This is a genomic window from Delftia sp. DS1230 (genome assembly GCF_040112715.1).
Lineage (GTDB): Bacteria > Pseudomonadota > Gammaproteobacteria > Burkholderiales > Burkholderiaceae_C > Comamonas > Comamonas tsuruhatensis.
On record NZ_CP157763.1, the window covers coordinates 2,873,625 to 2,893,092 of the forward strand.

The 19,468-nt window shown below is 68.9% G+C and carries 17 protein-coding genes; 12 read left to right on the top strand and 5 right to left on the bottom strand.

The window, feature by feature from the left end:
* Positions 1–9: 9 nt before the first annotated feature.
* The gene (locus AAN986_RS12880; protein ID WP_016447060.1) at positions 10–285 is read right to left on the bottom strand and encodes an H-NS histone family protein; all 276 of its coding nucleotides are present in this window, start codon (positions 283–285) and stop codon (positions 10–12) included.
* 454 nt (positions 286–739) lie between these two features.
* On the opposite strand from AAN986_RS12880, the gene AAN986_RS12885 reads away from it, so the two are divergent.
* The 5 genes from AAN986_RS12885 to AAN986_RS12905 all read left to right on the top strand — a co-directional run bounded on the left by AAN986_RS12885 (position 740) and on the right by AAN986_RS12905 (position 7,088).
* Positions 740–1,027 (top strand): hypothetical protein, encoded by a 288-nt coding sequence (locus AAN986_RS12885; RefSeq protein ID WP_016447059.1) that lies wholly within the window; start codon positions 740–742, stop codon positions 1,025–1,027.
* A gap of 629 nt (positions 1,028–1,656) precedes the next feature.
* Positions 1,657–2,244, top strand: a complete 588-nt coding sequence (locus AAN986_RS12890) for a (2Fe-2S)-binding protein (protein WP_047217039.1) — start codon at positions 1,657–1,659, stop codon at positions 2,242–2,244.
* On the top strand, positions 2,241–4,541 hold the full coding sequence (locus AAN986_RS12895) for a molybdopterin cofactor-binding domain-containing protein (RefSeq protein WP_047217040.1): 2,301 nt from the start codon (positions 2,241–2,243) through the stop codon (positions 4,539–4,541). Before AAN986_RS12890 ends, AAN986_RS12895 begins: the two co-directional genes overlap by 4 nt.
* Before the next feature lie 17 nt (positions 4,542–4,558).
* The gene (locus AAN986_RS12900; protein ID WP_013802284.1) at positions 4,559–5,890 is read left to right on the top strand and encodes a cytochrome c; all 1,332 of its coding nucleotides are present in this window, start codon (positions 4,559–4,561) and stop codon (positions 5,888–5,890) included.
* 82 nt (positions 5,891–5,972) lie between these two features.
* Positions 5,973–7,088 (top strand): acyl-CoA dehydrogenase family protein, encoded by a 1,116-nt coding sequence (locus AAN986_RS12905; protein ID WP_047217041.1) that lies wholly within the window; start codon positions 5,973–5,975, stop codon positions 7,086–7,088.
* Between the two features lie 4 nt (positions 7,089–7,092).
* On the opposite strand, the gene AAN986_RS12910 is transcribed toward AAN986_RS12905, so the two are convergent.
* Complete coding sequence (locus AAN986_RS12910) at positions 7,093–7,719, bottom strand: TetR/AcrR family transcriptional regulator (RefSeq protein ID WP_047217042.1); 627 nt, start codon at positions 7,717–7,719, stop codon at positions 7,093–7,095.
* Positions 7,720–7,861: 142 nt separating this feature from the next.
* Here AAN986_RS12910 and AAN986_RS12915 point away from each other — a divergent pair, with 142 nt between their 5' ends.
* From AAN986_RS12915 to AAN986_RS12925, 3 genes are read left to right on the top strand one after another with little or no spacing between them, the layout of a single operon-like run.
* Positions 7,862–8,917 carry a sugar phosphate isomerase/epimerase gene (locus AAN986_RS12915; protein ID WP_043820442.1) on the top strand — a complete coding sequence of 352 codons (1,056 nt, stop codon included), beginning with the start codon at positions 7,862–7,864 and terminating at the stop codon, positions 8,915–8,917.
* A 39-nt stretch (positions 8,918–8,956) separates the two neighbouring features.
* The gene (locus AAN986_RS12920) at positions 8,957–9,853 is read left to right on the top strand and encodes an alpha/beta hydrolase (RefSeq protein WP_047217043.1); all 897 of its coding nucleotides are present in this window, start codon (positions 8,957–8,959) and stop codon (positions 9,851–9,853) included.
* Positions 9,854–9,855: 2 nt separating this feature from the next.
* Entirely contained in the window at positions 9,856–10,830 is a 975-nt protein-coding gene (locus AAN986_RS12925) for an alpha/beta hydrolase (RefSeq protein WP_047217044.1), read from the top strand.
* Between the two features lie 17 nt (positions 10,831–10,847).
* Here AAN986_RS12925 and AAN986_RS12930 read toward each other — a convergent pair whose 3' ends face one another.
* From AAN986_RS12930 to AAN986_RS12940, 3 genes are all read right to left on the bottom strand, one after another.
* Positions 10,848–11,057: a DUF4287 domain-containing protein gene (locus tag AAN986_RS12930; protein ID WP_013802290.1), complete on the bottom strand. Its 210-nt coding sequence runs from the start codon at positions 11,055–11,057 to the stop codon at positions 10,848–10,850.
* Positions 11,058–11,128: 71 nt separating this feature from the next.
* Positions 11,129–12,040: a bestrophin family ion channel gene (locus tag AAN986_RS12935; protein WP_047217045.1), complete on the bottom strand. Its 912-nt coding sequence runs from the start codon at positions 12,038–12,040 to the stop codon at positions 11,129–11,131.
* A 131-nt stretch (positions 12,041–12,171) separates the two neighbouring features.
* Positions 12,172–13,074, bottom strand: a complete 903-nt coding sequence (locus AAN986_RS12940) for a nitroreductase (RefSeq protein ID WP_082138026.1) — start codon at positions 13,072–13,074, stop codon at positions 12,172–12,174.
* Positions 13,075–13,349: 275 nt separating this feature from the next.
* On the opposite strand from AAN986_RS12940, the gene AAN986_RS12945 reads away from it, so the two are divergent.
* From AAN986_RS12945 to AAN986_RS12960, 4 genes are all read left to right on the top strand, one after another.
* Positions 13,350–13,766, top strand: coding sequence for a hypothetical protein (locus AAN986_RS12945; RefSeq protein WP_012205745.1), 417 nt, complete (start codon positions 13,350–13,352; stop codon positions 13,764–13,766).
* A gap of 102 nt (positions 13,767–13,868) precedes the next feature.
* Complete coding sequence (locus AAN986_RS12950; RefSeq protein WP_047217046.1) at positions 13,869–14,990, top strand: efflux RND transporter periplasmic adaptor subunit; 1,122 nt, start codon at positions 13,869–13,871, stop codon at positions 14,988–14,990.
* Positions 14,990–18,106 (top strand): CusA/CzcA family heavy metal efflux RND transporter, encoded by a 3,117-nt coding sequence (locus tag AAN986_RS12955; RefSeq protein ID WP_047217047.1) that lies wholly within the window; start codon positions 14,990–14,992, stop codon positions 18,104–18,106. The genes AAN986_RS12950 and AAN986_RS12955 overlap by 1 nt, the downstream gene beginning before the upstream one ends.
* Positions 18,107–18,183: 77 nt before the next feature.
* The gene (locus tag AAN986_RS12960) at positions 18,184–19,452 is read left to right on the top strand and encodes a TolC family protein (protein WP_343740206.1); all 1,269 of its coding nucleotides are present in this window, start codon (positions 18,184–18,186) and stop codon (positions 19,450–19,452) included.
* Positions 19,453–19,468: the final 16 nt, after the last annotated feature.

The window sequence follows — 19,468 nt, forward strand, 5'->3', positions numbered from 1 at the left end:
TCCAGGGCTTCAGATGGCGAACTGGGCGCGATCCTTGTCCTTGATCCAGGCGGGCGGCTTGCCGCGTCCGGTCCAGGTGTCACCTGTCTCTGGATTGCGGAACTTGGGGGCCACGGTGGAGGAGGCGCGGCGTGCCGTGAAAATGTCGTCGGCTGTCAGGCCGTAATCCTGAACCAGACCGCGAATCTTGGCGATCACATCACTGACTTCTTGCTTGCGTGCTGTCTGGATCTGGGCCTCAAGTGCTTCGCGCTGCGCCAGAAGTTCTTTGTATGTGTTGCTCACGGTAGTTTGCCTTTCATGGATTGAAGCGCGAATATTAACTGTTTTTTAAGAACCGGTTTGCATGCTTTCGATTATTTCCCCCTATGACCACCATTGCCCGTCCCGAATGCGTTCAAACTGCCAGGTAAACCTTGGGTAAAGAGCCGTTGCGCAGTATGGCGCTGTATGTTCTGCGGGTTTTCAAAATCCTGTGCACCCTCGCTTTCGGGCTGGGCGGAACTGGATAAGCCGTGACTCCGGGTTCTTGGCCGGCGGTGCTGGTATTGAGCGATGCAAGGGCCGCGATTTACCCAAACTCCGGTGCGGATTCGGAATCCTTCAAGTCCAGTCTGTACGCTGCTTGCCAGATGAGATGCGAACAAATCAGAGGGTGTGGCCGTCCCGTCGACGTGCCTTGTGCAAGCGTCTGGATTTTTCTGTGCAATGCTGTTTATTTGTACAGTATGATGCAGTCATGAGCATCGATCAGATCGCCTTCGCACTCCCCGCAGCCCTTGCCGTCTGGCTGTCCCAATCCCGTTCCGCCGCGCTTCGGCGATGGGCCTGCCTCTTCGGCCTGGGGGGCATGCCGTACTGGATTTACAGCGCGCTGTCTGCCGGGCGCTGGGGCATGTTGGCCTTGGCCTGCGTGTTTGCGCTGGGGTGGCTTTGGGGGCTGTGGGTGCATTGGCTGACTCCCCGGCGGCGTGTGGCCATGGATTCGGGCCTTGGCACGATCCAGATCACGCCGGGCACCCGCTGATGCTAGGGGTTGCAGCCAGCAGCCTTGCGTGGTGCCGATCCTGCAGACGAGCATGTGTTTTGCAGGCGCTGCGCATGATGCGTTCGTGAATTTCAAGCGTTCTCACTGGAATTTGATGCAGGTAAAAGCCGAGTGTTTTGCTGGGTTGGTGTGATTTTCGAGCCGACGCGTTGAACGCCTGGACGGGCTGCGATCTCTATGCCCGGCCGTGCATGGCTGAAAGATCCGGACCGGAATTGCTGCAGCGTGTTCTGCCCTCCTGTGCACTGCGGTGGTGCACTCCTTTTCGCTCTTGGTGCAGGCTCACTGATCAGCCTGCTGCGCTGTGCTTTCGTGGATATTTCCGATGGATGAGTTTGGTCTTGTGCATAAAAAGCCACGGAAATCCGCAGTCTGTGCGGGTGCCAGGATGGCGGCACGCTGGCAGCGGCGAGCAAGTGCGAGGCATAGAATCGTTTGCATACAACAGGCAGCCAGCCATCCGACTTGCCTCTAAAAACCACGTGAAATAGCCCACCCCGCCGGCGGTGGGCTTTCTTTTTCGGGCCCTGCTGCGGCGTGCCTGACGCCTGATTTTTCAGTGCGCACCTATGGTTTGCACCTGTTGTCAACCACAAGGTTTGCACACGATGAAATTCACTCTCAACCAACAAGAGGTCGAGATCCAGGGCGTCAGCCCGGAGACGCCGCTGCTTTATGTGCTGCGCAACGACATGCAGCTCAATGGCCCCAAGTTCGGCTGCGGCCTGGGCGAATGCGGCGCATGCGCCGTGCTGATCGACGGCAAGGTGGCACGTTCCTGCTCCGTTCCCGTGAGCGTGGTCCAGGGCATGAAGGTCACGACGCTGGAAGGCCTGTCCCAGGACGCGACCCAGGCCGAGCACGCCCGGGTGGCGCGTGACTGGGAAGCTGCCCATCCGGCCGCCGTGCCGGGAATGCCTGCCGGCAAGCCGTCGGCTGACACGCATGGCAAGACCGTCCACACACTGCACCCCGTGCAGCAGGCGTTCATCGACGAGCAGGCCGCCCAGTGCGGCTACTGCACCAACGGCATGGTCATGGCCCTGGTGGCCTTGTTCGACCACAAGCCCGCGGCCACCGACGAGGAAGTCACCCAGGCCCTGTCCGGCCACCTGTGCCGCTGCGGCACGCATGTGGAAATCATGCGGGCCGCCGCCCGCGCCCGCGTGCTGATCGCTCAGGGAGGTGCAGCATGAGTGCATCCAACCCCCTTCAACTGACGCGCCGCAACCTGCTCAAGCTGGGCGGCATGGTCATGGTCAGCTCGGTGGCAGCCGCTGGCCTGGTGGCTGAAAGCACGGGTACGGCGCCCGCCGTGGCCGGCGCCTTCCCCATACCCCCCATCGACCGGGTGAGCAGCTTCATCGCCATTGGCGCGGACGGCAGCGTCACGGCCTACCACGGCCACGTGGACCTGGGCACGGGCATCCGTACCTCGCTGGCGCAGCTGGTGGCCGATGAGCTCGATGTGGAGTTCGAACGCATCACCATGGTGCTGGGCCACACGGGCCGCACGCCCAACCAGGGCCCGACCATTGCCAGCAACACCATCCAGGTGGATGCCATCCCCATGCGCAAGGCCGCCGCGCAGGTGCGCCAGCTGCTGCTGGGCCTGGCTGCCGAGAAGCTGCAGCAGCCCGTGTCCGCACTGACCACGTCCAAGGGCGCGGTGGTGGCCAAGGGCGGGCGACGCATCGGCTACGGCGAACTGGCCCAGGGCCAGGACCTGAACATTGCGCTGGACAAGGAAGTGCCGCTGCGCACCGGCGGTTTCAACTACATCGGCAAGTCCGTGCAGCGCGTGGACATTCCGGCCAAGGTGCTGGGCGCGCTGGCCTATGTGCACGATGTGCGCGTGCCGGGCATGCTGCACGGCCGCGTGGTGCGCCCGCCCTATGGCGGTGCCGATGCGTCGGCGCCGCTGGGCAGCAGCCTGATTTCGGTGAACGAACAGTCCGTGGCGCATCTGCCGGGCATCGTCAAGGTAGTGGTGCAGGGCGATTTCGTGGGCATCGTGGCCGAGCGCGAAGAGCAGGCCATTGCCGCCATGCGCCAGCTGGAGGTGAAGTGGAAGGACTGGGCCGGCGTGCCCGACCTGTCGCTGAACGCCATGCACGACACCCTGGTCAAGCACGAGAAGACCGACCGCATGCTGCGCGAGGACGCGGGCATTGACGAGGCCTTCTCGGGCGCCAAGAAGGTGATCGAGGCCGACTACGTCTGGCCTTACCACCTGCATGCCTCCATCGGCCCGTCCTGCGCCGTGGCCGAGGTGTCCGCCAGCCAGATCCAGGTCTGGACCGGATCGCAGAACCCGCACGACGTGCGCAAGGACATCGCCACGCTGACCGGTATGGCGGCCGACCAGATCAATGTGACGCGCCTGGAAGCCTCGGGCTGCTACGGCCGCAATTGCGCGGACGACGTGGCATCCGACGCCGTGCTGCTGTCGCAGGCCGTGGGCCGCCCGGTGCGCGTGCAGCTGATGCGCGAGCAGGAAGCCGCCTGGGAGCCCAAGGGCACGGGCCAATTGATCCGCGTGCGCGGCGGCCTGGACGAGAACCATGCCGTGCTGGGCTATGAGCTCAAGACCTGCTACCCGTCCAACGACGCGGCGGCCCTGGCCCTGATCCTGACGGGCAAGGTGCCCAACAAGCCCAAGGTGCTGCAGATGGGCGACCGTACGGCCATCCCGCAGTACGAGTACCCCAAGATGCGCGTGGTCTCGCAGGATGCGGCGCCCATCGTGCGCGCTTCGTGGATGCGCGGCGTCTCGGCCCTGCCCAACGTCTTTGCCCATGAATGCTGGATCGACGAATGCGCCTACCTGGCCGGTGAAGACCCGCTGGCCTACCGCCTGCGCTACCTGAAGGACCCGCGCGCCGTGGCGCTGACGCACGCTGCGCACAAGCAGGCCGGCTGGCAGGACGGCCCGGCCCACCGCAACCCCGCGCCGGCCGACCAGCGTCTGGTCAAGGGCCGCGGCTTTGCCTATGCCCGCTACTACCACAGCAAGTTCCCTGGCTACGGCGCGGCCTGGGCCACCTGGATCTGCGACGTGACCGTGGACCGCGAGACCGGCGTGATCAAGGTGGACAAGGTCTTCGTGGCCCATGACTGCGGTGAGATGGTCAACCCGGCCGGCGTGCGCCACCAGGTGCACGGCAACATCATCCAGTCCACCAGCCGCGTGCTCAAGGAGTACGTGACCTTCGACAGCAAGGGCGTGACCTCGCTGGACTGGGGCGGCTACCCCATCCTGCGCTTTGACGAGCTGCCCGAGATCGACGTGCAACTGGTCGAGCGCCCGGGCGAAGACCCCATGGGCGCGGGCGAATCGGCCTCCGTGCCCAGCGCCGCCGCTGTCTCCAACGCCGTGTTCGACGCCACCGGCGTGCGCCTGCGCGAAGTGCCGTTCACCCCGGCACGCGTGCTGGCCGCACTCAAGGCACAGGCTGCCGATGCAGCCCCGGCCGACAAGGCACAGAACTGAGAGCGGAGGACCGGAACATGCACACACTCAAGAAAATCACCCTCGGCGTGGTCGGCCTGGCCGCCGTGGCCGGCGCCGCCTTCTGGCTGGCCACGGGCCGCAGCGAAATCGCGCCTCTGCAGCAGATCCCGGTGCAGGAATTCAGCCAGCAGCAGATCGACCAGGGGCGCCGCCTGGCGCACATGGGCGACTGCGCTGTCTGCCACACGGCACCGGGCGGCCAGCGCAACGCAGGCGGCCTGGCCATGCCCAGCCCCTTCGGCACCATCTACTCGACCAACATCACGCCCGATGCCGAAACCGGCATCGGCCGCTGGTCGTACGAGGCCTTCGAGCGCGCCATGCGCCATGGCGTGGACCGCGAGGGCAACTACCTGTACCCCGCCTTCCCGTACACGGCATTCACCCGCGTGACCGATGAGGACATGAAGGCGCTGTACGCCTTCCTGATGACCGAGCCGGCTGTCTCCAACGAGGCACCCAAGACCGCGCTGAACTTCCCGTTCAACGTGCGCCGTGGGCTGGCCCTGTGGAATGCGCTGTACCTGGAGCCGGGCGAGCAGCCCGCGCCCGCCAACCAGTCGGGCGAGTGGATTCGCGGCGCCTACCTGGTCGAAGGCCTGGGCCACTGCGCGGCCTGCCACTCGCCGCGCAACCAGTTCGGCGCCGAGAAAAAGGGTGCCGACCACCTGGCCGGCGCCTTCATCGACGGCTGGGATGCGCCCGCGCTCAACGACAAGGCCGTGGCTCCGCTGCCCTGGACGCGCGAGGACCTGGTCCGCTACATGCAGACCGGCTTCTCGGAGCGCCACGGCGTGGCCGCCGGCCCCATGGCGCCCGTGATCGAAGGCCTGTCCCACCAGTCGGCCGAGGACATCAACGCCATGGCCACCTACCTGATGTCGTACCGCAAGCCCGTGGCAGACGCCGCTGGCGCAGGGGACGCCCAGGCCCTGGTGAAGGAAAAGACCGAGGTTGCCAAGCTGCCGGTCGACGCCCAGGGCTACCGTCTGTACCAGGGCGCCTGCATGGCCTGCCACCGTGCCGATCCCAGCGGCGTGCTGGCCGGCAGCAGCTTCGGCGTGCGCCCCCAGCTGTCGCTGAACACCAACCTGTACAGCGACTCGCCGACCAACGCCATCCACGTGGTGCTCAACGGCATCACGCAACCGGCGCGCCCGCAACTGGGCACCATGCCCGCCTTCCGCCACAACCTCAGCGACGATCAGATCGCCACGCTGCTCAACACCATGCGCAGCCAGTACGGCCTGCAGCCCTGGGCCGGCCTGAGCGACAAGGTCAAGGCCCTGCGCGAGGAAACACGCCCCGGCAAGGTGGCGGCGCACTGAGGCTGCGCTGCGTCATCTGCGCAGCCTGTGCGCTGCGCTAGGATGGCAAGGGACCGCTGTGCCCACAGCGGTCCCTTTTTTTATGGTGACCCGCAAGATGACAAGCCACATACCCGATTTCCCCCTGCTGACCGGCGCCAACCGCCAATGGCTGGATGCACGTGCCCAGGCGCTGGATGCCGGCAACGGCGAGGCCACGGCCGCCGTCGTGCCCTATCTGGCCGAAGCCGGGCTGCTGGGCCACGGCTTGGCTGATGCCTTGGGCGGGCAGGGCGGCCGCGCCGGCAATGCCATCGAGGCGATTGCCCAGGTGGCCGCGCACTCCATGTCCGCCGCCTTTGCCTTCTGGGGCCAGCGCGTGCTGATCGAGATGCTGGCGAACACCGGCAATGCGGCCCTGCGCGAGCGCTGGCTGCCCGCGCTGCTGGCGGGCGAGGCGGCCGGTGCCTCGGGGCTGTCCAACATCATGAAATTCCTCAGCGGGCTGGAGGCACTCAACATCCGCGCCACGGCCCGGGAAGGCGGCGGCTGGCTGCTCAACGGCAGCGTGCCCTGGTGCACCAACCTGCGCGGGCCGCGCTTTCTGGCCGCCATTGCCGTGGCGCGTGACGACGGCGCGCCGCCCATGATCGTGGCCCTGCCGTCCGATCGTCCCGGCCTGGAGCGCTCGCCGGATCTGGAGTTGATTGCCCTGCGCGGCACCAACACCGCCGCCTTGCAGCTCAAGGACGTGGCCATCACCGAAGACGATCTGCTGGCCGAGCGCGCCGGCGGATTCCTGCCGCGTGTGCGGCCGGCCTTCCTGGGCATGCAATGCGGCCTGTCCATCGGGCTGGCGCGCGCGGCCTGTGCGCAGGCCGCCTCGCGCATGGGGCAGGGCGGGCATGTGCTGCAGCAGCCGCTGGACGATACCCGCAGCCATCTGGAGCAGGCGGTGGCGGCACTCAAGGCCGGTGTCGAGGCCGGCGATTTCGTGGAGGCGCCCGAGCGGCTTTTCGCGCTGCGCCTGGCCCTGCACGACTGCGTGCAGCAGGCCATGCAGCTGGAGCTGCAGACGGCCGGTGGCCGCGCCTACAGCCTGGATGCGGACGATGGCTTTGCCCGCCGCTGGCGTGAATCGGCCTTCATCCCCATCGTCACGCCCAGCGTGATCCAGTTGCGCGCCGAGCTGCAAAAACTGCAAAAGCTCGGCGCCTGACGGCTCAGCCCGCCTTGGCAGCGGGCTGCAGCGCCGGCTCCAGCGCCGTGTCCAGCAGCAGCAAGGCGGTTTGCACTGCAGCCAGCAGCCGTTCGCGCGGCACGCCATCGCGGGCCTGCACGGAGATGCCGTGCAGTTGCGTGGCATAGAAATCCCCCAGCGCCTGCACGTCGGTGCCGGCGCGCAGCTCGCCTTCATCCAGCGCGCGCTGAAGGCGGTCGATCAGGGACTGCGTGCGCTGGCGGCGGTGTTCGGCCAGCCAGGCGGCGACTGCCTCGTTTTCCTCGGCGCAATTGGTGGCGGCGGTGACCACCATGCAGCCCAGCGGATGGGCATCGTCCGTGTAGGTGGCCACGGCATCACGCAGCACGCGGGCCAGGGCGTCGCGCACGCGCGGCTCCTGGGCCATGGCGCGGTCGGCAAAGCCGCCATCACCGGCCTCGTAGCGCTGCACGGCCTCGCGGAACAGGTCCTGCTTGCTGCCGAAGGCCGCATAGATGCGCGCTGACGCAATGCCCAGCGCCTGCACCAGGTCAGCCATGGACGTGCCCTCGTAGCCGCGCCGCCAGAACGCCAGCATGGCGCGCTCCAGCGCCTGGTCTCGGTCAAATTCCCTGGGTCTTCCGGCCATCTTCCTCATCCTTCTCAACAGTCAGGGCGGCATCTTAGCGGCGCCGTGATGCTGTCTTGCATCGGCTTCGCAAAAGCAGCCGCGTTGGCGTGATACTATTCTTTGTCGATCAGCAAACAATAGCTCAACGCAAGGAAACCACATGCAGACCATCAAGGGCCCAAGCCTTCATCTGGCGCAGTTCGCCGACAACAAGGCGCCGTTCAATTCCCTGGAAGACATCGCGCGCTGGGCAGCCGGCGTAGGCTTCAAGGGCCTGCAGATTCCCGCCTGGGACCAACGCCTGTTCGACGTGGCCACGGCCGCCAGCAGCCAGACCTATTGCGACGATGTCAACGGCATGCTGGCCTCGCACGGCCTGGTGGCCAGCGAGCTGACCACACACATCTTTGGCCAGCTCGTGGCCGTGCACCCGGCCTACGACGCCATGTGCGACAGCTTTGCGCCCGAGGCGCTGCGCGGCAATCCGGCCGCACGCACGGCCTGGGCGCTGGAGCAGCTCAAGCTGTCGGCCAGTGCATCGCGCCGCATGGGGCTGAGCGACATGGGCACGTTCTCGGGCTCGTTCGCCTGGCCCTATCTGTTCCCGTTTCCGCAGCGCCCGGCCGGCCTGATCGAAACCGCCTTCGAGGAGCTGGCGCGCCGCTGGCGCCCCATCCTCGACGCCTGCGACGAGCAGGGCGTGAACCTGTGCTACGAAATCCACCCCAGCGAAGACCTGCACGACGGCACCAGCTTCGAGCGCTTCCATGAGCTGGTGGGGCAGCACGCGCGCTGCAAGATCCTGTTCGATCCCAGCCACTTCGTGCTGCAGCAGCTCAACTACCTCGACTACATCGACATCTACCGCGAGCACATCCGCATGTTCCATGTGAAGGATGCGGAGTTCCTGCCCAGCGGGCGCCAGGGCATTTACGGCGGCTATTCCTCGTGGCTGGAGCGGGCAGGGCGCTTCCGTTCGCTGGGCGACGGGCAGGTGGACTTCAAGGCCATCTTCTCCAAGTTCGCCCAGTACGACTACCAGGGCTGGGCCTCGCTGGAATGGGAGTGCTGCCTCAAGGACCAGGAAGACGGTGCGCGCGAGGGCGTGGACTTCATCAACCGCCACATCATCCGCGTGACCGACAAGATCTTTGACGACTTCGCCGGCGCCCCCGTGGACCAGCGCCAGATCAACGCCATGCTCGGCATCGCCTGAGCACGCCCGCAGCCAAAGAACCTCAAAAAGAATCCAACAATGAACGCTTTCACATCGAACGCCCTGCGCAAGCAGGAAGACCAGGCCCACGAGTTCTCGCACGACTACGTGCGCATCGACGGCCGCCGTATCCACTGCATCACGGCCGGGCAGGGCGCGCCCGTGCTGCTGATCCCGGGCTGGCCCCAGACCTGGTATGCCTGGCGCCACGTCATGCAGGCGCTGGCGGCGCAGGGCTTCCAGGCCGTTGCCGTCGATCCGCCGGGCACGGGCTTTTCCGACCGGCCCGACACCGGCTACGACACGGGCTCCATCGCGCTGACCCTGCACCGCACCATGCTGGCGCTGGGCCATGAGCGCTACCAGGTCGCCGGCCACGACGTGGGCATGTGGGTGGCCTATGCGCTGGCCAGCGACCAGCCGCAGGCCGTGCAGTCCCTGTCGCTGACCGAGGCCGTGATCCCTGGCCTGGCTCCCGAGCCCAGCATCTTTGCGCCGCCAGAGCAGAACATCTTCCTGTGGCACTTCATGTTCAACCAGCTGGCCGACCTGCCCGAGACCCTGATCGCGGGGCGCGAGCGTGCCTACCTGGAATTCATGTTCAACCGCTGGTCGTTGCGGCGCGACCGCGTGGCCGTCGACGTCTATGTCGATGCCTATGCGGCGCCCGGTGGCCTGCGCGGCGGCTTTGCCTACTACCGCGCCATTCCCGAAACCATCCGCCAGAACCGCGAGCGTGCGCTGCGCCCGCTGGCCATGCCCGTGCTGGCCATTGGCGCCGAGCATGCCACGGCCGATGCGCCGCTGGCCACGCTGCGCGGCCATGCCGATGACCTGTCGGGCGTGATCGTGCCGGGCTGCGGCCACTTCATCATGGAGGAAGCCGCCGAGCCCTTCATCGCCGAGCTGCTGCCCTTCCTGCAAAGAACGCTGTGACCATGGGCCTGGACGCTGACATTGCGCGCTATCTCGCCGAGCTGGCGCAGGCAACCCAGGCCCCGCCCACGCCGCCCACGCTGGCGGCGCTGCGCGAGGCCACCGACGCCGGGCTGCGCGCCCTGCACGGCCCGGCCGAGGCCATGGCCCGCACCGAAGACTTCACGCTGCCCGCGCGCGACGGTGCGCCGCTGCGCGTGCGCATCTACCGGCCGCTGGCCTCGGACACACCCACGCCCCAGCCCGCCCTGGTCTTCGCCCACGGCGGCGGCTGGTGCCTGGGTTCGCTGGAGGTCTACGACAACCCCTGCCGCGCACTGGCCATGGCAACGGGCGCCGTCGTGGTCTCGGTGGACTACCGGCTGGCGCCCGAGCACCGCTTTCCCGTGCCGCTGCATGACTTCTGCGATGCCATTGCCTGGACCTTTGAGCAGGCCGATGCGCTGGGCCTGGACCGCAGGCGCATCGGCGTGGCCGGAGACAGCGCGGGCGGCAACCTCGCGGCCGCCGCCTGCCTGCTGGCGCAGGAAAAGCAAGGCTGGGGAGCGGCGGGCGCACCGGCCATCGCCCACCAGCTGCTGCTGTACCCGGCCCTGGACGCGGCCATGGACTCGCCGTCGTTCCACCAGTTTGGAGAGGGCCACTACCTCACGCGTGCGGCCATGGAGTACTGCTATGGCGCGTACCTGGGCGATGCGGCATCGGGGCGGCACGAACTCGTCTCTCCGCTGCGCGCCGAACACCTGGCAGGCCTGCCCCAAGCCACGGTGATCAGCTGCGAATACGACCCGCTGCGCGACGAGGCCGAAGCCTATGCGCTGCGGCTGGCGCAGGCCGGTGTGGCGGTGCAGGCCGTGCGCCTGCCCGGCATGGTGCACGCCTGCATGCACATGCTGGGGCTGGCGCCGGCATCACGCCGCCTGTTTGACGAAGCGGGTGCCGCCGTGCGCCAGGCTTTGGGCACGGCCATCGGCTGAGGGTTGCCGGGTGCAGGTCAGGCCTGTGCCAGGAACACGGCCACCAGCGCATTCGCATGGCCGTGCCCCATCTGGTGCTGGGCCTTGAGCCAGCCCACCAGTTCCATGTGCTTGCGGGTGTCCTGCTGTTGCAGCAGGTCCATCCAGTGCGCAATCGGCTGGCCGTAGGTCTTCTCGATGGAAGGGAAATACGAGGCCGGTCCCTTGACCTTGCTTGTCTCCGTCATGGCGCTTGTCCTTTTTCTGTGATGCGGGTGGCAGATTGTGCCGCTGGCGCTGTCCGGGCCGGCAGGCAGGGTCAGGTCAGGAACAGCACGTCCTTGTGCTGCGGCGCAGGGGGCAGCACCTCGCCGGTCAGCTCGCGCAGCGTGGCCTCGATCATCTGCGACATGGCGTCCAGCGCCAGGTCGTTGGGTGCCGTGCCGAAGGGCTCCTCCAACTCGGCGCCCAGCGCCTCCAGCGCAAAGAAGGTGTAGGCGATGAAGGCCACGATCACCGGCGTCATGAAGCCGATGGAATCCACCAGGCCGAAGGGCAGCAGCAGGCAGTACAGGTAGATGGTGCGGTGGATGATCACCGCATAGGTGAAGGGGATGGGCGTGCCCGCAATGCGCTCGCAGCCGCCCAGTGCCTCGCCCAGCTTGCACAGCGGCGCCTCCATGGCGGGCACCAGCACGGGCTGCAGGCTGCCGTCGTGGCGGCGCGCCTGCAGCCATTCGCCGGCCATGAGCAGCAGCACGGCAGGCTTGAAGCGCGCCGTGGCCAGGCGTTCGCAGTCGGCGGCGGGCAGCAGGCGGCGCATGTCGGCCGCGGCATCGGTGCCGCGCAACTGGTGGCGCAGCGCGTGCACAAAGGCCGCCAGCACCATGGCCAGGGCCGGGGCGTGCTGCGGTGCGTCGGTCAAGGTCCGGGCCTGGCGCACCAGAGAGCGCGTCTCGTTGAGCAGGGTGCCCCACAGCGTGCGCGCCTCCCAATAGCGCGCATAGCTGGTGCTGTTGCGAAAGCCCAGGAAGATGGCCAGCGTCAGCCCGATCAGCGAAAACGGCACGAAGTTCAGCGGCACCTTCCACGCGAACAGCTGGCCGTGCAGGGCCGTGACCAGCACGGCGAACAGGGTGGCGGCCATCAGCTGGGGCAGGATGTCGGGCAGCACCGAGCCGCGCAGCACGAAGAGCATGCGCAGCCAGTGGGGGCGGGGCCGGATGATCATGAAAGCTTGTTCCGTGATGGAAAAGAGGGCGCAGCAGCCCCGCAACTCTAACCGCCCCGCGCAGTCAGTGCGCCACCTGCGCGCCACTTGTGCGCCACTTGTGCGCCAACCTGTACGCGCTGGCTGCGGCTTCAAAGATCGCTGCCGTGGCTGTCGTGGTTGCCGTCTGGCTGGAGAAGGGCCTGTGCCGTGACCGCTGCTGCCTGCTCCGCCTGCCATGCCGTGCGCATGGAAGAGGGCGCCACCGTTGCGCGCGGGGATGGCTGGCTGGTGATGGTGCCCAGGCTGATGAAGCCGGCCAGGTGCTCGCCCTCGCGCAAACCCAGCGCTGAATGCAGGGCCGGGTCAAAACAGCGCTCGCCACTGAGCACGATGGCACCAAAGCCCAAATGGTTGGCGGCATTGAGGAAGTTGCCCAGGGCCGCGCCCGCGGCCAGCCATTGCTCACGCACCGGCACGCGCGAGCGCGGCCGGGGCGAGATGATGAAGGCGATCAGCGCCGGCGCGCGCGTTGCATGCTCGCGCGCACGGCGGATATCGTCGGCCGGGGCCAGCGGGTCGCGGCGCAGTTTTTCCTGCTCGAACAGGCAGGCCAAGGCCTCGCGCTGGTGGGCGGGAAACTCCAGAACCCGCCAGGGGTGCAAGGCACCGTGGTCCGGAGCGCATAGCGCCGCCTCGATCATCAGGTCCATGTCGCCGCCGGCCAGGCCCGGCATGGCCAGCCGCCTGGGCGAGACGGAGCGCCGCGCCAACAGGGGCGCCAGGCCCGCCCGCTTGCGCGTGTCGGCAAAGCAGTGCTTGAGTGCATCCACCGCCTGGGCGAACTGCCGGGCCCAGGCCAGCACCTGTTCGCCTTCCTGCGTGAACCCCTGGAAGGGTCGGCCCGCGCGCACCAGCGCGTGGCCGAACTCCGCCTCGGCCGAGCGTATGGCCTGGGCCAGCGTGTTGTCGGAGATGCCGCAGGCCTGCGCTGCGCGCGCCCAGTCACGCTCGCGGTCCAGGGCCAGCAGATGGGGGATGTATTTTTGCGTCAAGTCGGTTCTCCAGCACAGCCCGGCGGACTCCGGCGGGCTCCGAGGGGGCGAAGTGCTCCATGAATGGCTTCGTTATATCCGAAAAAATACAATGAAATCCGTCACTCCAGCTTGAACCGAGGCCTGGTGCGGCTTGCGGGCCTGCCGCGATGGCGGGGGCTTGCTTTGGTATGTGACAGGTGCATGTGCCCTTGCCGAACTGCGGGATTGAACCGATTGCGCAGGCACCGGCACTACAATCTCCGGCCATGTTGCATGCCATCCGGAGCCTATCCATGCGGAGTGCCTTGCTGCTGCTCATCATGGTGGCGCAGCTGCTGATACCGCTGCTGCACAGCCATTTCGGCACTCCGAACCAGGCCGGCCTGCACATCCATGCGGCGCCGTCGCGCGTGGCCGACTCGCATTTCCACCTGTTCGTGGCCCACGGCTCCTTCACCGATGTGGATGAAGACCATGTCGAGCCTTTCGAGGTCGATGTGCAGGACGCCATACAGCCGCTGGACCTGCTGCCCATGCCCTTGCTGGCCGTGGTCGGCCTGGTCTTGCTCACCCTGGGCCTGCGTGCCGCGCGCATGCGCTGCATTGCGCCCCGGCCCGCCCTGCCGCTGCAGCCCATGCGCCTGAGTCCGCGCTGGCGCGGGCGCGTGATACGGCCTTCTCCCGCCCAGGCACCGCCCCTGGCTTCCTGACCTCCCCGGCCTGGTCCACAGGCCCGCCTCAGTCCTTCTTCGCCCGCGCGCCGCGAACCGCCTGCGCGTGGACGGCGTTCGTCTTTTTTCCCGGAGTCAGGAATGATGTTTTCCCCATGGCTGCTGGCCGGCGCACTTGCGCTGCCAGCCGTCGGCATGGCCGCCCAGGCCCAGGCCGCACCCGCAAGCCCGTCCAATCCCCCGTCCGCATCCGTTGCCTTGTCCGCCGAACAGGCACAGGCGCTGGGCGTGCGTTTCGAACCCATTCAGGCGGCACAGCGCATCGAGGTCTCGGCCCACGCGCGCGTCGTGCTGCGGCCCGATGCCCAGGCCGTGGTGGCCGCCCCCTATGCGGGCGCGGTGCCGCGCGTGCTCGTGGCCCTGGGCCAGACGGTGCGCACCGGCCAGCCGGTGGCGGTGTTCACCAGCCCGCAGCTGTATGAGGCGCGGCGCGCGCTGCTGGAGGCCGAGTCCCAGTCGCGCCTGGCACGCCAGGCCCTGGCGCGCGACCAGGCGCTGCATGAGGACGGCATCATCGCCGCCAGCCGCTGGCAGGCCACGCAGGCCCGCGCCGCCGAGGCCGCGGCCATGGCACAGGCGCGGCGCGCCGAACTGGCCGCCAGCGGCCTGCAGTTCGTGGGCAACGAGGCGCACCTGGTGGCGCCCCGCGCAGGACTGGTGACCGAGGTGCTGGCGGTGCCGGGCGCGCGCGTGGAGGCCTCGGCGCCGCTGCTGCGCGTGGCCGACCCCAAGGCGCTGGAACTGGACCTGCTGCTGGGCCGCGAGGTGCCGCTGCCCGGCGTGGGCGACCGCGTTCAGGTGGCGGCGCGCGGTGCGCAGGGCAAGGTGGCTGGCATGGCCCCGGTCGGTGATGGATCGGCCGGCATGCGGGTGCGCGTTGCGCTGGAACGCGCTGGCGACCTGCGCGTGGGCGAAAGCGTGACCGCGTCGCTGGCCCTGTCTGGTGCGGACGCCGGGCCTTCCGGTGGATCTACCGGTGGCTTTGGCGGTGCACGCCTGCGCGTGCCCGCTGCGGCGCTGGCGCATTGGAACAACCGCACCGGCGTCTTCGTCGCCACCGGGCAGGGGGCACGCTTCATGCCGCTGTCCGTGGAGGCCAGCGACGAGGCCACGGCCGTGGTGCGCGGCACGCTGCCGCCCAAGGCGCGCATTGCCGTGACGGGCATTGCCGCGCTCAAGGGCCTGCTGGGCGGGGGTGAGTGATGCTGGCGCGCCTCATCGATTTTTCGCTGCGCCAGCGCGCGCTGGTGCTGATGGCCGCCTGCGCGCTGGCCCTGGCCGGTGCCTGGGCCTATGTGCACCTGCCCATCGATGCCTTCCCCGACATCTCGCCCACCCAGGTCAAGGTGATCCTGAAGGTGCCCGGCATGACGCCCGAGGAGGTGGAGCAGCGCGTCTCCACGCCTGTCGAGCAGGAATTGCTGGGCCTGCCGCACAAGACCATGGTGCGCTCGGTGTCCAAGTACGGCATCAGCGACGTGACCGTGGATTTCAGCGAGGGCACGGACGTGTACTGGGCGCGCCAGCAGGTGTCCGAGCGGCTGGCCGGCCTGCAGCGCGAGCTGCCCGCCACGGCCGAAGGCGGGCTTGCCCCCATCACCACGCCGCTGGGCGAGATGTTCATGTTCACCATCGACGGTGAGCAATGGTCTCTGGCCGAGCGCCGCCATGTGCTGGACTGGGTGATTCGCCCTGCGCTGCGCACCGTGGCCGGCGTGGCCGACGTGAATGCCCTGGGCGGCATGGTGCGCGGCTACGAGGTGATCCCCGACCCCGCCCGGCTGCGGGCGCGCGGCGTGACGCTGGACCAGCTGCGCCAGGCGCTGGAGGCCAACAACCGCAACGACGGCGCAGGCCGGCTGGACCGCGGGGAAGAGCACTGGGTGGTGCGCGTGGAAGGCGGCGTGCGCGGGCTGGACGACCTGCGCGCCATTGTCGTGGCGCCCGCCCATGAGGGGCGCGTTGCCGCCACCGTGGGCGATGTGGCCACCGTGCGCCTGGGCGAAGCCACGCGCAACGGCGCCGTCAGCCGCGACGGGCGTGGCGAAGCCGTGCAGGGCCTGGTGCTGGGACTGCGCGGGGTGGATGCGCGCAGCCTGGTGGACGCCGTGCAGGCGCGGCTGGACGAACTGGCTCCCCGGCTGCCCAAGGGCATGAGCACCCAGGTCTTCTACAACCGGGGCGACCTGGTCTCGCGCGCGGCGGGCACCGTGGTGCGCGCCCTGGTCGAGGCCAGCGTGCTGGTGCTGGTCACGCTCTACCTGTTCCTGGGCGGGCTGCGTGCGGCCCTGGTGGTGGCGGCCACGCTGCCGCTGTCCATGCTGGCCACCTTCCTGCTGATGCGCCATGCGGGCCTGACGGCCAACCTGATGAGCCTGGGCGGCCTGGCCATCGCCCTGGGCATGCTGGTGGATGCTGCGGTGGTGGTGGTGGAGAACATAGAGACCGCGCTGGCGAATGAGTCTGCCGGCGCAACGGCCATCGAAACGGCAGGCAGCTCCCCGCCGCAGGACCGGGCCGTGCTGATCCGCCAGGCGGTCTCGGCGGTCTCCGTGCCCATGCTGGCCGGCGTGTCCATCATCGCCATTGTGTTCCTGCCGCTGCTCACGCTGCAGGGGCTGGAGGGCAAGCTGTTCGCGCCCGTGGCGCTGACCATCGTGCTGGCGCTGGGGGCCTCGGTGCTCATCGCCTTCACCGTGGTGCCTGCGCTGGCCTCGCTGCTGCTGCGCTCGCATGGCGGCGATGAACCCTGGCTGATGCGGCGCGTGGCCCGGGGCTTCGAGCGCATGCAGCGCTGGAGCCTGGCCCACCGGCCTGCGGTCTTCGGCATCGCCGGGGCATCGCTGGCCGGGGCGGCCGTGCTCTACCTGTCCGTGGGCAAGACCTTCATGCCCACCATGGATGAGGGCGACATGATCGTGCAGCTGCAAAAGACGCCCTCCATCTCGCTGGCCGCTTCGCTGGACATGGACGGGCGCGTGCAGCGCGCGCTGCTGGAGCAGGTGCCCGAGATCCGCTCCATCGTCGCGCGCACGGGCTCGGACGATCTGGGCCTGGACCCCATGGGCCTGAACGAGACCGATACCTTCCTGGTGCTGCGCCCGCGCGAGGAGTGGCGCGGCAGCAAGGAAGACATCGCCGAGGCCATACGCCACGTCATGCAGGGCTTTCCGGGGCTCATCTACGGCTTCACCCAGCCCATAGAAATGCGCGTCTCCGAAATGCTGACCGGCACGCGCGGCGACGTGGCCATCAAGATCTTCGATCCCGACCTGGCGCGGCTGGACACAGCCGCCCAGGCCGTGGCCGCGCGCATGCGCGCGGTGGCCGGGGCCTCCGAAGTCATCGCGCCCAGCAACAGCGGCGTGCAATACCTGCAGGTGGCGCTCAACCGCGCGGCGCTGGGCCAGTCCGGGCTCAGTGGCGATGGCCTGCAGGCGCAACTGCGCGCCCTGGTGGAAGGCGAGCGCATTGGCATCGTGCCCGAAGGCGTGGCGCGCACGCCGCTCATCCTGCGCGGCGGCACGGCGCTGCGCCAGTCGCCCGAAGGCCTGGCCGGGCTGCTGGTGACGGCGGCGGACGGCAGCAGCTGGCCATTGACCTCCCTGGCCACGCTGGCGGCCCGCGACGGCCCCGTGCGCGTGGACCACGAAAACGGCGCACGCTTCGCCGTGGTGCAGGTCAACGTCGAAGGGCGCGACCTGGCCAGCTTTGTGCGCGATGCCCAGGCGGCCGTCGCCGGTGATGCCGGCCTCAAGGACATGCGCATCGTCTGGGGCGGCCAGTTCGAGAACCAGCAGCGCGCCGCCGCGCGGCTGGCGCTGGTGGTGCCGCTGGCGCTGGGCGCCATCTTCGTGCTGCTGGTGCTGACCTTCCGCTCGCCCAGGCAGGCGCTGCTGGTCATTGCCAACATCCCGTTCGCGCTGGTGGGCGGCATGGCGGCGCTGAGTGCGGCGGGCGAGTACCTGTCGGTGCCTGCCTCCGTGGGCTTCATCGCGCTGCTGGGCATTGCGGTGCTCAACGGCGTGGTCCTGGTCTCTCACTTCAACAACCTGCTGGCTGCGGGCCAGCCCCTGTCCCAGGTGGTGCGGCACGGCGTGCGCGACCGGCTGCGGCCCGTGCTGATGACGGCCTGCATCACCGCGCTGGGCATGGTGCCGCTGCTGCTGGCCAGCGGGCCGGGCTCGGAGATCCAGCGGCCGCTGGCCATCGTGGTGGCGGGCGGGCTGGTCAGTTCCACGGCGCTGACCCTGCTTCTGCTGCCCTTGCTGTTCGAACGCTTCGGCCTGCCGCGCCGCCAGAGGAAGGCCCGGCCATGAACGCCACCCGCACCCACACCACTTCCCCCCACTGCAGGGCGCAAGGCCTTGCCGGACTCTCTTTCAGGAACATGCCCATGAAACCCCTGCTGCATGCCTGGGCCGCTGCCTTGCTGTGTGCCTGCGCTGTCCAGGCCCAGGCCCAAAGCCATCTGCCGCCCGAGGCCGCCGTGCGCGAGGCCGTGGCCCGCTCTCCTGCCGTGCAGGCGGCCGACGCCGCGCAACGCGGCGCTGCGGCGCGCGCCCAGGCCCTGCGCGCCGGCCCGCATGAAACCGTGGTGCGCGCCAGCGGCCAGCGCCGCTGGGTGCACGACGGCTCGGGCCAGCGCTTTACCGAGGGGCAGATCGCCGTCGAGCGCCCCCTGCGCCTGGGTGGCAAGGCCGAGTCCGATGCGCAGCTTGCCGAAGCGACCCAGGCCGCATCGCGCGTGGCGGCCCAGGATGTACGGCACGAAGCCGCACGCCAGTTGCTGGCGCTGTGGTTTGCCGCACAGCGCGCAGGCCAGGCGCAGCAGACCGCCCGGGACAATGCCGACGCTGCCGCCGAACTGGCCCGCGTCACCGAACGCCGGCTGCGCGCAGGCGATGCCGCCAGGCTGGACGCCGAACTGGCCGCCGCCGAGCACGCGCGCATGCAGGCCGCGCTGGCAACGGCCCAGGCCGCGCACCAGGCGGCCCAGGCCGACCTGCAGGCACGGTTTCCGGGCCTGGAGGCTGCCCGGGCGAAGGAGGGGGAGGCTGCGCCACCGCTGCTGGATCTGCCACCGCTGCCCGATCTGCCACCGCAGCCACCGGCCCAGTTGCGCCTGCGCTACATAGAGCACAGCCACGAATACCTGCTGGCCCAGGCCGAGGAAACCCTGGCACTGCGCCAGGCCCGCCGTGCCGACCTGGAGCGCCGGCCCGACCCCACCGTGGGCGTGTTCGCCACCAGCGAGCGGGGCGGCAGCGAGCGCATCGCGGGCGTCAGCCTGTCCGTGCCCCTGGGCTCGGTGCACCGCCAGGCCCAGGCAGACCAGGCCCTGGCCGATGCCGACGCCGCGCTGTCCCGCCGCCTGGCGGCCGAGCGCCGCCTGGGCGCGGAGTTCGACGTTCTCTGGAGCCTGCTTGCCGGCAAGCGTGCCGCCGCCCAGGCCCAGGCCCGCGCCGCCACGCTGCAGCAGGGCGCCGCCGACCGCGCACTGCGCGCCTACCGCGCCGGTGAATCGGGCCTGACCGAACTGCTGGCCGTGCGCCGCACCCTGGCCGAAGCGCTGCTGGCCGAACGCCTGGCCCGCAGCGAGGCGCTGGAGGGCGACAGCCGCTTGCGGCTGGATCTGCATGAGCTGTGGGATTTTGATGACTGAGCGAGCAGAAGCCGCT